Consider the following 15196-nt stretch of genomic DNA (forward strand, 5'->3'; position numbering starts at 1 on the left):
GACCTCGTCGGAAACTCACGACCTCGCATGCGCGACCTCAGGGCCGGGCCGCGAAGCGCTCCAGCAGGTCGGCGTGGCCCGAGACGATGATCAGGTCGTTGACGGACAGGCGGGTCTCGGGCGTCGCGTAGGCGAACTCGATCCCGGGGCTCTTCACGCCGATGACCGTGACGCCGTAGCGCTCGCGCACCCGCGACTGCGCGAGCGTGAACCCCTGCGTCTCCTTGGGCGGGCGCATCTTCACGATGGTGAACCCGTCCTCGACCTCGATGTAGTCGAGCAGCTTGCCGGACACCAGGTGGGCCACACGGGCGCCGGCGTCGGCCTCGGGCAGCACCACGTGGTGGGCGCCGATCCGCTGCAGGATGCGCGCGTGCTCGTTGCTCACGGCCTTGGCCCAGATCTGCGGCACCCCGATGTCGACGAGGTTGCCCGTGATCAGCACGGACGCCTCGAGGTAGGAGCCGACGCCGACGACGGCCACGGGGAACTCCCGCGCGCCCAGCTGCTCGAGGGCCTCGGGGTTGGCGGCGTCGGCCTCGACCAGCGCGATCCGACCGGCCCACTGGGCGACCAGGTCGGGGTTGCGCTCGACGGCCAGCACGTCCTGCCCGAGCCGGTCGAGGGTCGCCGCGATGGACGACCCGAACCGGCCGAGCCCGATGACCAGCACGCCCGAGTCCTTCCGGGGCGTGCGCGGTCCCTTCTGCGAGGACTTGATCTCGCTCAACCTGTCAGCCAATGATCGGCCTCTCTTCCGGTAGCCGGATCACCCGACGACGGTTGCGCAGCGCGAGCGCGGCCGCAAGCGTCATCGTGCCGGTCCGGCCGATGAACATGAGCACGGTGAGCACGTACTTCGCCGGGGGCGGCAGCCCGGGGGTGACGCCGGTGGACAGGCCGCAGGTGGCGAAGGCGGAGATGACCTCGAACAGGACCCGGTCCAGCCGGAGGTTCGTGATCGACAGCAGCAGCAGCGACGAGACGAGCACGAGCGTCGCGGAGACCAGGGAGACGGCGATCGCGACCTGGAGGGCCTCCCGGGGGATCCGGCGCCCGTAGGCCTCGACGTCCTTGTCCCCGCGGCCCTCGGCCAGGATGGCGAGCAGCATGACGGCCAGCGTCGTGACCTTGATGCCGCCGGCGGTCGAGGCCGAGCCGCCACCGACGAACATCAGCGCGTCCATCAGCAGCCACGTGCTCTCGTGCATCTGCCCGACGTCGACCGTCGAGAAGCCTCCGGACCGTGGCATCACGCCGGCGAAGAGCGAGGCCAGGGCCGTGGCGCTGGGACCCAGCGGGGCGAACGTCTCGGGGTTGGTCCACTCGAACGCCGCCACCAGGACCGAGCCGGCGATCACGAGGGCCACGCTCGTGGTGATCGTCAGCTTCGAGTGCAGGCTCCAGCGGCGCGGGTCGCGCAGGTACCGGGCGACGTTGAGGATCACGGGGAACCCGAGCGAGCCGATGAAGACACCGATGATGATCGGCATCAGGACCCACCAGTCGGCCGCGAACGGCTCGAGCCCGTACGCCGTCGGGACGAAGCCCGCGTTGTTGAACGCCGAGATCGCGTAGAAGATCGCGTGCCACGCCGCCGCGCCCAGGTCCTCGTCGAACAGCAGGAACCGCGGGAAGAGCACCACCGCGATGACCAGCTCGAGCGCGACGGACGTGATGACCACGGTCCGGATCAGCGACCCGACCTCGCCCAGCCGGGTCTCCTTGGTCTCCGACGAGACGAGGAGCCGCTGCGTCAGCCCGATCCGCCGGGACACCGCCATGCCGAGCAGCGACGCCAGCGTCATGACGCCCAGGCCGCCGATCTGGATGGCCACGAGGATGGCGACGAGCCCCCACGTGGACCAGTACTCGCCGGTGGGCACCACCACCAGACCGGTGACCGTGCTGGCGGACGTGGCCGTGAACAGGGCGTCGACGAACGGGGCCCGGTGGCCGCTCGCGGTGGCCCACGGGACGGACAGTGCCACGGTGACCAGGGCGATCACCAGCGCGAACACGCCGAGGGCCAGGCGGGCGGGGGACTGGCGCGCCGAGCGGTCGACGAGCTCGCGCAACCGCCATGCCACGCCCGGGCCGCCCCGCGCCATCGCACCTCCCCGCAACCGGCCGGCGCCCGCCGGTCGGGGCAACTCTGGCATGGGCGACCGGTGTGGTTCGACCCGACAGGCGCGAGCTCGTCGGATCGACAGGGGGCCCGGCGGGTGCGACGGTGATGCCCATGACGTCCTCGGCGCCCGTGCGCGTGGTGTGGTCGCGCGAGATGCTCGCGTACGACTTCGGCCACGGCCACCCGATGACGTCGGAGCGCCTGGACCTCACCATCCGCCTGGCCGACGCGCTGGGGCTGCTCTCGGGCCCGGGTGTGGAGCTGGTCGGCGCGGACGTCGCGTCGGACGCGCTCCTGCACACCGTGCACGACCGGGCGTACGTCGCCGCCGTGCACCGGGCGTCGAGCGAGGGCACCCACGACCCGGAGCACGGCCTGGGCACCAGCGACGACCCCGTCTTCCCGCACATGCACGAGGCCTCGGCCATGGTGGTGCAGGGGTCGGTCGACTCGGCGCTCGCCGTCTGGGAGGGGCGTGCCGAGCACGCGGTGAACGTGACCGGGGGCCTGCACCACGCGATGCCGGCGGCCGCGTCGGGGTTCTGCGTGTACAACGACGCGGCGGTCGCCATCCGGGCGCTGCTGGACGCCGGCGTCCAGCGGGTCGCCTACGTCGACATCGACGCGCACCACGGCGACGGGGTGCAGGCGGTGTTCTGGGACGACCCCCGCGTGCTGACGGTGTCGCTGCACGAGACCGGGCAGGCGCTCTTCCCCGGCACGGGCCACGCGCGCGAGATCGGCGGACCCGGCGCCGAGGGCACGGCGGTCAACGTCGCGCTCCCGTCGGGGACGGGCGACGCGGGGTGGCTGCGCGCCATCGACGCCGTCGTGCCCGCCGTCGTGCGCGCGTTCGAGCCGGAGGTGCTCGTCACCCAGCACGGCTGCGACACCCACGTCCTCGACCCGCTGACGCACCTGCGGGTGAGCGTCGACGGCCAGCGCCTGGCGGCGGAGCAGCTGCACGACCTCGCGCACGAGGTGGCCGGCGGGCGCTGGCTGGCGCTGGGCGGGGGCGGGTATGCCGTGGTGGACGTGGTCCCGCGGGCCTGGACCCACCTGCTCGGCATCGCGACGCACCGGCCCGTCGACCCGGCGGCGCAGATCCCGGACGAGTGGCGGAACCTGGTGCGCGAGCGGTACGGCCGGCTCGGGCCGGACACGATGACCGACGGTCGCGACGCCCGGTTCAGCCCGTGGTCGTCCGGCTACGACCCGTCCGACGACGTCGACCGCGCGATCCGGGCCACCCGCGCGGCCGTCTTCCCGCACCTCGGGCTCGACCCGGAGCACGACTGACCCGCTGGGCCGGACGGGGGACGTCCCAGGCGTCCCCTCTTTCCCACGCGTCCCAGGCGCCACTAGGCTGATCCGGCACCCGCAGGAGGGTGCGCGGGCCCGCCGCGCCGACGGGCGGAATGGACGAGACATGAGCGAGCAGCGCGACCAGCCTGGCCGCACGCGGTTCCTCACCGTCCTCGAGGTCGCCGAAGTGATGCGCGTCTCGAAGATGACCGTGTACCGCCTGCTGCACTCGGGCGAGCTGCCCGGGGTGCGGGTCGGCCGCTCGTTCCGGGTCCCGCAGGACGCGCTCGACCACTACCTGGCCACGTCGCCGGCGGTCGAGGCGCGCGAGCAGGACCGCCGCAGCTCCTGAGCCGGGTCCGAGGTGCTTCCGAGGACCGGCGCGTCGTCGGGACGGCTCCGGATCGCGTAAGGTAGAGCCTCGGACTTTGTTCGTGCGTGGGCGACTCGATTGCACTCGATCTCTTCTACGCGTCGATCGACCACCAGAACGGCCCGTCTGCCGGGTCTCCATCGGAAGCGAAGTGAGGACCCCATGGGCTCCGTCATCAAGAAGCGCCGCAAGCGGATGGCCAAGAAGAAGCACCGCAAGCTTCTTCGCAAGACGCGCCACCAGCGCCGCAACAAGAAGTGAGCCGCGCGGCCCGTCAGGGTCGCTAGGCAGTCGAGGGGCCCGGCAGCTGCCGGGCCTTTCGTGTGTCCGGACACGCCTTCTACAACGATGTAGAGTTGCTCTGGTCTGCGACTCTGTCCCAGGGTCACGCGTACAAGGAGACAGCGATGAGCACGGCCAGGCGTGGTGCCGCGGTGACGATGCACGAGGTCGCCGCGCGAGCAGGGGTGTCCATCAAGACCGTGTCCAACGTGGTCAACGGGTACCAGTACATCCGGCCGGCGACGAAGGAGCGGGTCGAGGCCGCGATCGCGGAGCTCGGGTACCAGGTGAACATCTCGGCGCGGAACCTGCGCCGCGGCCGGACGGGAATCATCGGGCTGGCGGTGCCGGAGCTGTCGCTGCCGTACTTCGCGGAGCTGGCCGACTCGGTCATCCGGGCCGCCGAGGCGCGCGGGCTGACCGTGCTCATCGAGCAGACGGGGTCCGTGCGGGAGCGCGAGCTCGAGGTGCTCTCGGGCCAGCGCCGGCACCTCACCGACGGGCTGATCTTCTCGCCGCTCGAGCTCGGACCTCAGGACGCCGACGCCCTGCGGGTCGACTTCCCCATGGTGCTGCTGGGCGAGCGCATCTTCGGGGGTCCCGCGGACCACGTGACGATGAACAACGTCGAGGCGGCCCGCGCGGCCACCCAGCACCTCCTGGACCTCGGGCGGCGGCACATCGCCGTCGTCGGCGCGCACGAGGGGGAGACCGTCGGCTCGGCCGCGCTGCGCGTGCAGGGCTACCGGCAGGCGCTCACCGAGGCCGGTCTGCCCGTGGACCCGGCCCTCGTCGGCGAGGCGGGCCTGTGGCACCGGGCGACCGGCGCGGAGACCATGGCCCGGCTGCTGGACTCGGGCGTGGAGATCGACGCCGTCTTCGGCCTCAACGACGCCCTGGCGCTCGGAGCCCTGCACGTCCTGCACGCGCGCCGCATCGACGTCCCGGGGCAGATCGCGGTCATCGGCTTCGACGACATCGAGGAGACCGCCTACTCGTCGCCGACCCTGTCCACCGTGGCGCCGGGGCGCGAGCAGATCGCGACGACCGCCGTCGACCTGCTGCTCGCCCGCATCGAGGAGACCGAGCCCGGGCGGCCGTTCGAGCAGGTCATCACGGACTTCGAGATCGTGGGCCGCGAGTCGACGCTCGGCGAACAGGCGCCGGGAGCCTGAGCAGGCCCCAGCAGGGATCCTGAGCGGGTCCCAGCCGACGCGGCGGGGCGGGCTCAGCTCAGGCGGCGTCGAGCCGGGTCAGCCGCTGGTCGACCACCCAGCCGCTGACCAGCAGGGGCAGGCTGACCCCGGCCAGCGGCACGAGCACGGCGACGTGGCTGAACGTGACCGCGAGGACCACGAGCGCGGCCAGCACGCCGAGGCTCGTGAGCGGCCAGAGCAGGGGCGCGACGCCGACGAACCGCCAGGTGCGGGCCACCGGCGCGTCGGCGTAGCGCCGGGCGACGGGCGCCAGCGTGGCGAGCGCGACGGTCAGGTAGCCGGTCAGCGCGACGACGCCGGCGGTGAGCGCGGCCTTCGTCGGGCCGGGGGACGCGGCGGCGAGCACGGAGGCGTCCACACCCAGGAGCACGAATCCCACGGTCAGGGGCGCTCCGAGCAGGTTGAGCCGCCGGAAGCCGGCGCGGTAGGCGGACCAGAAGTCGCGCCAGACGTGCTCGGACGGCGACCCGGCGGTGAGCCGGGCGAGCAGTGCGCCGCCGGCGCCGAGCGCGGGGTACGCGCCGAGCACGACGCCGCCCGCGAGGGTGCCGAGGAGGACGAGGACGTTCACCGCGACCAGCTGCGTGCCGGCGCGCAGGAACACCATGACGCGCCCGGCCCAGCCGCCGACGGCGTCGTCGTCGTGCGTCGCGGCGCTCACGGTCCGACCCGGGTGCCGAGCGTGGCGTTGCCGGCGGCGTCGAGGCCCGCGAACGAGAGCGTCCGCACGCCGCGGACGGCATCGACCGACCCGAAGACGACGAGCTCCAGGCGCGGCGAGGTGAACCGCCCGTCGCCGTGGCTGCGGACCGTGGCCAGGAGCTCGTCGCCGACCTCCATGGTCCGGGACGTGGTGACGCTGCCGGCCGTGGCCTGGTCGAACGTCACCAGCTCCCACGTCCCGGCCAGCGCGGCGGGGTCCGTCGGAGGGTCGTCGTCGGGCTCCGCGTCCCCCGCCCAGGGCTGCGGCGAGACCACGGGCCAGCCGTCGGCGGTCCAGACGAGCCGGCGCACCTGCACCTCGTGCTGCGTGGGGTCGTCGGCGTCCCGGACGTGGTGGACCAGCAGCTGGCGGTCGCCGTCGACGAGCACCGAGGCGTGCCCCGGGGCCAGCCAGGCGCGGCCGCCGGCCAGCGCGTGGCCGGCCAGCACGAGGGTGCCGACGAGGGCCGGGTCGCCGTCGAGCTCCGTGAGGCCGCGCCCGGTGCGGTCCACGTAGGGGCCGGTCAGCGACTCCGAGACGCCCACGCGCACGTGGTACGTCGAGAAGAGGGAGTCGTAGGAGAGCACCAGCGCGTAGCCGCCGCCGGGCCGCGGCAGCACGAACGCACCCTCGACCGCGCCCTCGACGCTGCGCGGGCGGCGGGCGAGCAGGATCCCGGGGGCGTCGCCCACCGCCAGGCCCGTCGCCGGGTCGAGCTCGAGCGCGTGGATGCCGCCGAAGAACGAGCCGTAGACCAGCCAGTGCCGGCCGTCGGCGTCGACCACCGCGTTCGCGTCGATCGCGTTCGGCCCGTCGACGTCGTGCCGGCTGGTCACCACGAGCCCGCGGTCCTCCCACGGGCCGGTCGGGTGCGGAGCGACCGCGAGGCCGATGGCGGACGTGCGGGAGCCGAACGTCGACGCCGACCAGTACATGCGCCACTCGTCGCCCACCCGTACCACGTCCGGCGCCCACAGGCCGGCGGCCCCGGACCAGGCAGCACCGTCGGCGGGCACCCCGTCGAGGGCCCAGCCGTGGAACTCCCACGTGACCAGGTCCTTCGAGCGCCGCACCTGCACGCCGGCCCGCACGGGACCGTCCGCCCAGGCGTCGGTGGAGAACAGCCAGTACGTGCCGTCGTCGTCGCGAACCGCGGTCGGGTCGTGCGCGTGCCGGCCGCCCCACAGGGCCGTGTCGGGGAGCATCGGGTCAGCCCTTCGAGCCGGTGAGCGCGACGGACTCGATGATCTGCCGCTGGAAGATGAGGAAGACGACGAGGATCGGCAGGAGCGCGACGAACGACGCGGCCATGATCAGCGGGTAGTCCCGCTGCGTCGCGAACTCGACGTTGAGGTTGGCGATCACCACCTGGAGCGTCTGCTTCTCCGGGGTGTTCAGGTAGAGGATCGGCGCCAGGTAGTCGTTCCAGACGAACATGAACCAGAGGATGAACTGGGCGGCGATCGCCGGGCGGATCATCGGCATGATCATGACGCGGAAGATCTGCAGGTAGGACGCCCCGTCGATCTTGGCGGCCTCGATCATGGAGTCGGGCACGGTCGACAGGTACTGCCGCAGGAAGAAGATCATGATGATGTTCCCGAAGAGCAGGGGGACGATCAGCGGCAGCAGGGTGTCCACCCAGTGCAGCCGGGAGAACATCACGAACTGCGGGATCATGATCGTCGGGTACGGCACCATCAGGCCCGAGAGCAGGACGAGGAAGATCGTGTTCTTGTAGGGCAGCCGCAGCTTGGCCAGCGCGAACGCGGCGAGCGCGGACGTGAACGTCCCGATGACCGTCACGCTCAGCGCGACGATGAGGCTGTTCTTGAAGCCCGACAGGATCGGGGCCTCGGTCCACATCCGCACGAACGTGTCCCACTGCGGCGGGTTCGGGATCCAGACCGGGGGCAGGGCGAACACCTGCACCTTGGTCTTGAGCGCCGTGGTGAACATCCAGAGCAGCGGCGCGAGCATCACCAGCGAGCCGACGGCGAGCAGGACGAACAGGGCGGCGTTGCCGAGGCGGCTCTCCCGCTGCGCACCTGTCCGGGGTCGGTCGGTCGGGGCCGGGGTGGGCGGCTTCATCAGGGTCGTGGCCATGGTTGCGTCTCCGTTCCTCAGTCGATGCTGAAGCTGTTGCGCCGGTTGAGGCGGAACTGGATCAAGGTGATGACGAAGACGAGCACGCCGAGCACGATCGACATCGCCGTCGCGTACCCCATCTGCTGGTACTTGAAGGCCTTGCGGACGATGTACCAGACGATGGAGGCGGAGCTGAACTCGGGGCCGCCGGCCGGGGTCATGATGTTGATCTCCGTGAAGATCTGGGACCCGGCGATGATGTTGGTGACGACGAGGAAGAAGGTCACCGGCCGGACCATCGGCAGCGTGATGTTCCGCAGCCGCTGGAACGAGTTGGCGCCGTCGAGCGCCGCGGCCTCGTGCAGCGACGCGGGCACGCCCTGGATCGCGGCCAGGTACAGGAGCATCGAGTACCCGAGCCCCTTCCAGATGGCCATGATGATGATGGCCGGCTTGACGGTCGCGGTGTTCTGCAGCCAGTCGGGCCCGTCGATCCCGAACCAGGCCAGCACCTGGTTGATGAGGCCGAAGTCGCCGTTGTAGGCGAACTGCCACACGATCGCGATCGCGGCCAGCGAGGAGATCACCGGGACGTAGTAGATGGTCCGGAACGCCGTGCGCCCGTGGATCTTCCGATTGAGCGCGAGCGCCAGGAGCAGCGACAGCGCCAGGCCGATCGGGATGCCGATCATGTAGAAGAACGTGTTGTAGAGCGAGATGCGGAAGTACTCGTCGCCGAACAGGGTCACGTAGTTGTCGAGACCCACGAACGTCATCGGGCCCAGGCCGTTCCAGCTGGTCAGCGACGCGTAGACCGCGAAGCAGATCGGGTACAGCGTGAACAGCAGGAACCCGATGATCGGCGCGGCGACGAACGCGAGCGCCCACCGGTGCTCCGCGCGGTGCAGGCGGCGGCTGGCCTTCTTCGCCCGTTGCTCGGGCGTCAGGCCGGCGGCGCCGGTCGACGTCGACTCGAGGGTCGCGGTCATCGCGAGGTCCTTTCCGGGGGATCCCGCCGCCCGGGGGCGTGCCCGGGCGGCGGGATCAGGGAGGGGTGGGACTACTTGCCGGCCGCGGCCTGCTCGGCGTTGGCGTTCGACTCGTCGAGGAGCTTCTGCATCTTCGGCTGCTCCTCGGCCAGGTAGTCGGCGGCCGTCTGCTTGCCGTCGAGCACCGGCTGGATGTTGGTCCAGAGCTCGTCGTACCACTCGGCGCCGTAGGTGAAGGCGGCCGGCATCGCGCGGCCGTACTCCTGCGCGATGTCCAGGAACTCCTGGCGGTTGGCGGGCTCGGCGCCCTCCTCCGCCGCCCAGGTCTGCGCCATGTCGATGAGGTTCGGGATCTGGACGTTGGCGTCGACGAGCGTCTGCTGCGCGTCGGCGTCGGTGCTCAGGTACGTGGCGAGCTTGACGGCGTCGTCCGGGTACTTCGACGTGGCAGAGACCCCGATGCCGAGCGAGCCGAGCCAGGTGGCCGTGCCGCCGTCGCCGACGGTCGGCCAGGGGATCAGGTCGTAGTCGAAGTCGAGGTCGTTGTAGACCGAGACGTCCCACGGGCCCACCGGGAAAAAGCCGATCTGCCCGGCCATCCAGCGCTGGTAGGTGTCGAGCGTGGCGGCGTCGGAGGCCGACGGCGTGACCTTGTCGACGTTGGTCAGGTCCGCGAACTTCTGCAGCGCGTCGGCGAACTCGGGGGTGTCGACCGTGACCTCGGTGCGGTCCTTGTTGGTCCAGTCGCCGCCGTTGCTCCACACCATCGACTGCAGGTTCCACTGGACGTTGAGCCCGGTGCCCCACTGGTCGACCGCGCCGTCGCCGTCAGTGTCCTTGGTGAGCTGCTTGCTGATGTCGACGAACTGCTCCCACGTGAGCGGGGTGTCCTTGTCGGGCAGCGGGATGCCCGCGGCCTCGAGCATCGTCTTGTTGTAGCCGAACGAGAACGGGCCGACGTCCTTGGGCAGGCCGTAGAGCGCGCCGTCCGGGGTGCCCTGGAGCTCGCCGTCGAAGCGGTAGGAGTCGACGCCGTAGGGCCAGATGTTGTCGAGGTCGACGCCGCTGGCCTCCACCTCGTCGGTGATGTCCGCGAGCACGCCGGAGCTGACGTACGACTGCAGGCTGGCCTGCTCGATGTAGAACACGTCGGGCACGTTGTTGCCGGCCACGGCCGCCTGCAGCTTGGTGGCGTACTGGTCGGCGTCGGTCACGATGACCTTCACCTTCACGCCGGTGTCCGCCGTGTACTTGGCGATGGCGGCCTCGTACGCCGCCTTCTCGTCCGCGCCGCCGCGGAACATGAACGTGATCTGCTTGTCGCCGCCGTCGCTTCCGCCGTCGCCGCCGCTGCACGCCGTGAGCGCCAGCATCCCGGCGACCGCGGCGAACGCGGTGCCGGCGATGAGCCTGTTCCTCTTCATCGTCCTGCCTCCCATATCCCGAGGATGTGTGAGGTCACGGTCGCGTCAGGACCGCCGGGGGCGGGTCCGTCAGGGTCGTCGTTGACCTCGAGTCCGTCTGACCAGCGCTGCATTTACAACGTTGATCTACAACGATGTAGAACATGACACGAGAAGTGGCGCGGGGTCAAGCCACGAACGCATAACGGCCCGGTTGACGCCGTCAGAGGGGCCGTGCATGATGCGTCTACAACGATGTAGAAGCGACCGACGGCGAAGGGGCTGACGATGTCGATGCACGCGCAGACCCCGCCGATGGGGTGGAACAGCTGGGACAGCTACGGGACGACCGTCACGCAGGACGAGGTCCTGGCGAACGCCCGCGTGCTGGCCGCGACGCTGCTGCCGCACGGGTGGGACACGGTCGTGGTCGACATCGACTGGTACGACCCGGCGGCCCGCGCGCACGGCTACAACGACGGATCGTCGCTGGTCCTCGACGCCTTCGGGCGGCAGCTGCCCGCCGAGAACCGGTTCCCGTCCGCGGCCGGTGGACGCGGCTTCGGCCCGCTCGCCGACGAGGTGCACGCCCTGGGCCTGCGGTTCGGCGTGCACCTGATGAGGGGGATCCCGCGGCTCGCCGTCGAGCGGGACCTGCCCGTCGAGGGCACGGGCTGGACCGCCCGCGACGCCGCCGACACGACCTCGGTCTGCCCCTGGAACTCCGACAACTACGGCCTCGACCACGACCACCCGGCGGCGCAGGCGTACCTCGACGGTCTGGTCGCGCAGCTGGCCGGCTGGGGCGTGGACTTCCTCAAGGTCGACGACATGCTCGCGCCGTACCACCCGGACGCGATCGAGGCGTGGGCGCGGGCGGTCGAACGCTCCGGCCGCGACCTCGTCCTCTCGCTCTCGCCCGGCACCCACCTGTCGACCGCGCAGGTCGACCACCTGCGCCGGCACGCCCAGATGTGGCGGATCTCCGACGACCTGTGGGACCGCTGGGAGGACGTGCACGCGCAGTTCGCGCGGCTGGCCCGGTGGGCGCCCTTGCAGCGGCCCGGAGGGTGGGCGGACGCCGACATGTTGCCGCTCGGCCGCATCGGGCTGCGCGCGGAGCGCGGTGACGACCGGCACAGCAGGCTGACCCCCGACGAGCAGCGCACGATCCTCACCCTCTGGGTGATGGCCCGCTCGCCGCTGATGGTCGGCGGGGACCTGCCGACCAGCGACCCGGCGACCCTCGACCTGCTGGCCAACCCCGCCGTCGGCCACGTGCTGCGGAACGCGACCGGCGGCCGGGAGATCGTCCGCGAACCGCTCGACGACGGCGAGCTGATCGTCTGGACGGCGGTCGAGGACGCGACCACCTACGTCGCCGCGTTCTGGACCGGCCCGCAGGCGCGGACCGTCTCGCTCCCGCTCTCCTCGCTGGTCGGCCACGCCGCGGCGAGGGGCGACTGGGCCACCCGGGACCTGTGGGCCCCCGGCGCCACCACCGACCTGCACCCCACCACGTGGGAGCCCGAGGGCGCGCTCGTCCTCGAGCTCCCGTCCCACGGCGTGCGCTGGACCGCGCTCGACCACCGACCGAACCAGGAGACCCCATGATCCCCGTCCGACTCACCCTCGACCCGGCCTTCCGGGTCGGTCCGGTCCGCCGGCGCACGTTCGGCTCCTTCGTCGAGCACCTCGGCCGCTGCGTCTACACCGGCATCCACGACCCCGCGCACCCGACGGCCGACGACGACGGCTTCCGCAAGGACGTGCTCGAGCTGACCCGCGAGCTCGGCGTCAGCACGGTGCGCTACCCGGGCGGCAACTTCGTCTCGGGCTACCGCTGGGAGGACGGCGTCGGCCCGCGGGACCAGCGCCCTGCCCGCCTCGACCTCGCGTGGCACTCGACCGACCCCAACACGGTCGGCGTCGAGGAGTTCATGCGGTGGGCGAAGCTGGCCGAGGTCGAGCCGATGATGGCCGTGAACCTGGGGACGCGCGGCGTGCAGGAGGCCGTCGACCTCCTCGAGTACTGCAACGTCCGCGGCGGCACCCGCCTGTCCGACCAGCGCCGCGCCAACGGTGCCCTCGACCCGTACGACGTCCGCATGTGGTGCCTGGGCAACGAGATGGACGGCCCCTGGCAGATCGGGCACAAGACCGCGTACGAGTACGGCCGGCTGGCCGCCGAGACCGGCCGCGCGATGCGCATGGTCGACCCCGACCTCGAGCTGGTCGCGTGCGGCTCGTCCGGCGTCGCCATCCCGACGTTCGGCGAGTGGGAGCGCATCGTGCTCACCGAGGCGTACGAGCAGGTCGACCTCATCTCCGCCCACGCCTACTACTGGGAGGAGGACGGCGACCTCGGCTCGTTCCTGGCCTCGGCCGTGGACATGGACCACTTCGTGGAGTCGGTGAGCGCCACCGCCGACGCCGTGCGCGCGCACAAGAAGCTGGACAAGCGGATCCACATCTCGTTCGACGAGTGGAACGTCTGGTACCAGCACCGCGCCGAGTCGAAGCCGCCGACCGGGCACGACTGGCCCGTCGCGCCCGTGCTGCTCGAGGACCGGTACAACGTCGCGGACGCCGTCGTCGTCGGCAACCTGCTCATCTCCCTGCTGCGCCACACCGACCGCGTGCACTCCGCGTCGCTGGCGCAGCTGGTCAACGTGATCGCGCCGATCATGACCGAGCCCGGCGGCCGGTCCTGGAAGCAGACGATCTTCCATCCCTTCGCCCAGGCGTCGCGCTACGCGGTCGGCGACGTGCTGCAGGTGGCGGTCGAGTCGCCGACGTACGAGACGGCGAAGTACGGCGACGCCGCGCTGGTCGACGCCGTCGCGACGCGGGACCCCGAGACCGGCGCGGTCGCGCTGTTCGCGGTCAACCGCTCGCTGACCGAGACCGTCACGCTCGAGGTCGACGCCCGCTCGCTGCCCGGCCTGCGCGTCGTCGAGGCGACCACGCTGTCCAACCCCGACCACACCTGGTCGGCGACAGCCGACGACGACACCTCGGTGGCGCCCCGGGCCAACGCGTCCGCGGTCGTCCGGGACGGCCGGCTCACCGTCGAGGTGCCACCGGTCTCCTGGAACGTCGTCCGGCTGGGGGTCTGACCGCCGTGCGCCGAGCCGTCGTGGCGGGCGTCGTCGCCCTCGCCCTGCTGGGGGGTGCCGGGGCCGCGGCCGCACTGCGGTCCGACCCGGCTCCCGCCGCGACGGCCCTGTCCCTCAGCGGGGACATCCACACCCACGACCCCGCGCTGGTCGCGGGCGCCGAGGGTGAGCCCTGGTACGTGTTCTCCACCGGCGACGTGCGCACGGGGCTGGGCGCGCCGCAGATCCGGCGGTCCACCGACGACGGCCTGACCTGGGAGCTCGTCGGCACCGTCTGGGACGCCGCCACCCGGCCGGAGTGGGTCTACGACGCAGTGCCGGGGGTGTCGAACTTCTGGGCACCCGACGTCGTCGAGCACGACGGCACGTTCTACCTCTACTACGCGGCGTCCACGTTCGGCTCCAACAGATCCGTCATCGGGCTCACCACGAACACCACGCTCGACCCGGACGACCCCGACTACGCGTGGGTCGACCAGGGCGAGGTCATCGGGTCCGAGCCGGGGGAGACCGACTACAACGCGATCGACCCCGGCGTCGTCGAGGACGCCGACGGGACCCCGTGGATGGCGTTCGGCTCGTTCTGGGGTGGCATCCAGCTGGTCGAGCTGACCTGGCCGTCCGGCAAGGTCGCGGCCGGGGCGGAGCCGACGACGATCGCCAGCCGCACCTCGCCGCCCAACGCGATCGAGGCGCCGTACGTGGTGCTGCACGACGGCTGGTACTACCTGTTCGTCTCGCGCGACGCCTGCTGCCAGGGCACCGACTCGACGTACAACATCGCGGTCGGCCGCTCGCGGGAGGTGACCGGTCCGTACGTCGACCGGTCCGGGTCGGAGATGACTCTCGACGGCGGCGAGCAGCTGCTGACGTCGACCGGCGACATGATCGGCCCCGGCGGTCAGTCGGTGTCCCGCGGGTACCTCGCGTTCCACTACTACGACGCGGCCGCCGGCGGCGACTTCCGGCTCGAGATCCGCGAGCTGGCGTGGGACGACGAGGGGTGGCCCGTGGCGACGACGCGTGCGGAGCAGGACGGCTAGAGCGCAGGAGGCTAGAGCGGACGCTCCAGCACGTAGTCGTCCTCGATGCGGGTGCCCACGGTGAAGTGCTTGGTGCCGACGACGGCGAACCCCGAGCGCGTGTAGAACGCCTGCGCACGGGCGTTCTGCTGGTTGACGCCGAGCCACATCCCCTGCGCGCCGCGCTCGCGGGCGACCTCCAGCGACGCGGTCATCAGCGCGTGGGCGACGCCCGCGCCGTGGTGGTCGGGGTGGACGTAGCACTTGGACAGCTCGATGGTCGGCCGCAGGTGCAGGGCGGCCCGCACGTCCTCGTCGGTCGGCTCGCCGGCGACCAGCATCGTGTACCCCACCAGGACGCCGTCCTCGGCGACCAGGACGGTCCGGCTGGGGTCCTCGAGGTACTCCGCGAACCGCTCGGCCGAGAGCACGGTCGCGATGAACTCCTGCTGGTCCTGCGCGGTCGAGCCCGGGGGGCAGGCGAGCGGGAACGTGATCGCCGCCAGCTCGGCGAGCGCACTGAGGTCGGTGTGCTCGGCGGGGCGGACCGTCGCCTCCAGGGTG

At 71.7% G+C, this 15196-nt stretch carries 15 protein-coding genes; 7 read left to right on the forward strand and 8 right to left on the reverse strand.

The annotated features are described in order from the left end of the window. Positions 1 to 37 precede the first annotated feature (37 nt). Both AC1DWH_RS14195 and AC1DWH_RS14200 read right to left on the reverse strand, forming a co-directional pair. Complete coding sequence (locus AC1DWH_RS14195) at positions 38 to 730, reverse strand: potassium channel family protein (RefSeq protein ID WP_477094226.1); 693 nt, start codon at positions 728 to 730, stop codon at positions 38 to 40. A 4-nt stretch (positions 731 to 734) separates the two neighbouring features. Beyond that, positions 735 to 2111: a TrkH family potassium uptake protein gene (locus AC1DWH_RS14200; RefSeq protein WP_477094227.1), complete on the reverse strand. Its 1377-nt coding sequence runs from the start codon at positions 2109 to 2111 to the stop codon at positions 735 to 737. A gap of 131 nt (positions 2112 to 2242) precedes the next feature. Here AC1DWH_RS14200 and AC1DWH_RS14205 point away from each other — a divergent pair, with 131 nt between their 5' ends. From AC1DWH_RS14205 to AC1DWH_RS14220, 4 genes are all read left to right on the forward strand, one after another. Beyond that, entirely contained in the window at positions 2243 to 3430 is a 1188-nt protein-coding gene (locus tag AC1DWH_RS14205) for an acetoin utilization protein AcuC (protein ID WP_477094228.1), read from the forward strand. Positions 3431 to 3560: 130 nt separating this feature from the next. Then, entirely contained in the window at positions 3561 to 3788 is a 228-nt protein-coding gene (locus AC1DWH_RS14210; protein ID WP_456847224.1) for a helix-turn-helix domain-containing protein, read from the forward strand. Positions 3789 to 3971: 183 nt separating this feature from the next. Next, positions 3972 to 4070: a 30S ribosomal protein bS22 gene (locus tag AC1DWH_RS14215; RefSeq protein ID WP_003792170.1), complete on the forward strand. Its 99-nt coding sequence runs from the start codon at positions 3972 to 3974 to the stop codon at positions 4068 to 4070. Between the two features lie 146 nt (positions 4071 to 4216). After that, positions 4217 to 5266 carry a LacI family DNA-binding transcriptional regulator gene (locus tag AC1DWH_RS14220; protein ID WP_477094229.1) on the forward strand — a complete coding sequence of 350 codons (1050 nt, stop codon included), beginning with the start codon at positions 4217 to 4219 and terminating at the stop codon, positions 5264 to 5266. 58 nt (positions 5267 to 5324) lie between these two features. Here AC1DWH_RS14220 and AC1DWH_RS14225 read toward each other — a convergent pair whose 3' ends face one another. From AC1DWH_RS14225 to AC1DWH_RS14245, 5 genes are all read right to left on the reverse strand, one after another. After that, positions 5325 to 5969, reverse strand: coding sequence for a DUF624 domain-containing protein (locus AC1DWH_RS14225; RefSeq protein WP_477094230.1), 645 nt, complete (start codon positions 5967 to 5969; stop codon positions 5325 to 5327). Then, a complete protein-coding gene (locus AC1DWH_RS14230; RefSeq protein WP_477094231.1) occupies positions 5966 to 7216 on the reverse strand; it encodes an arabinan endo-1,5-alpha-L-arabinosidase in 1251 nt (416 codons plus the stop codon). The genes AC1DWH_RS14225 and AC1DWH_RS14230 overlap by 4 nt, the downstream gene beginning before the upstream one ends. Before the next feature lie 4 nt (positions 7217 to 7220). After that, entirely contained in the window at positions 7221 to 8117 is an 897-nt protein-coding gene (locus AC1DWH_RS14235; protein WP_477094232.1) for a carbohydrate ABC transporter permease, read from the reverse strand. 17 nt (positions 8118 to 8134) lie between these two features. Further along, positions 8135 to 9088, reverse strand: coding sequence for a carbohydrate ABC transporter permease (locus tag AC1DWH_RS14240; RefSeq protein WP_456845076.1), 954 nt, complete (start codon positions 9086 to 9088; stop codon positions 8135 to 8137). 71 nt (positions 9089 to 9159) lie between these two features. Next, positions 9160 to 10512, reverse strand: a complete 1353-nt coding sequence (locus tag AC1DWH_RS14245; protein WP_477094233.1) for an ABC transporter substrate-binding protein — start codon at positions 10510 to 10512, stop codon at positions 9160 to 9162. Between the two features lie 273 nt (positions 10513 to 10785). Here AC1DWH_RS14245 and AC1DWH_RS14250 point away from each other — a divergent pair, with 273 nt between their 5' ends. From AC1DWH_RS14250 to AC1DWH_RS14260, 3 genes are read left to right on the forward strand one after another with little or no spacing between them, the layout of a single operon-like run. Continuing rightward, entirely contained in the window at positions 10786 to 12105 is a 1320-nt protein-coding gene (locus AC1DWH_RS14250) for an alpha-galactosidase (protein WP_477094288.1), read from the forward strand. Further along, positions 12102 to 13610 (forward strand): arabinosylfuranosidase ArfA, encoded by a 1509-nt coding sequence (arfA, locus tag AC1DWH_RS14255; RefSeq protein WP_477094234.1) that lies wholly within the window; start codon positions 12102 to 12104, stop codon positions 13608 to 13610. The genes AC1DWH_RS14250 and arfA overlap by 4 nt, the downstream gene beginning before the upstream one ends. A gap of 5 nt (positions 13611 to 13615) precedes the next feature. Then, positions 13616 to 14653 carry an arabinan endo-1,5-alpha-L-arabinosidase gene (locus AC1DWH_RS14260; protein ID WP_477094235.1) on the forward strand — a complete coding sequence of 346 codons (1038 nt, stop codon included), beginning with the start codon at positions 13616 to 13618 and terminating at the stop codon, positions 14651 to 14653. Between the two features lie 11 nt (positions 14654 to 14664). Here AC1DWH_RS14260 and AC1DWH_RS14265 read toward each other — a convergent pair whose 3' ends face one another. Further along, positions 14665 to 15192, reverse strand: coding sequence for an N-acetyltransferase family protein (locus tag AC1DWH_RS14265; RefSeq protein ID WP_477094289.1), 528 nt, complete (start codon positions 15190 to 15192; stop codon positions 14665 to 14667). Positions 15193 to 15196 lie beyond the last annotated feature (4 nt).

The sequence above is a fragment of the Cellulomonas sp. P2_F12 genome, assembly GCF_056403775.1.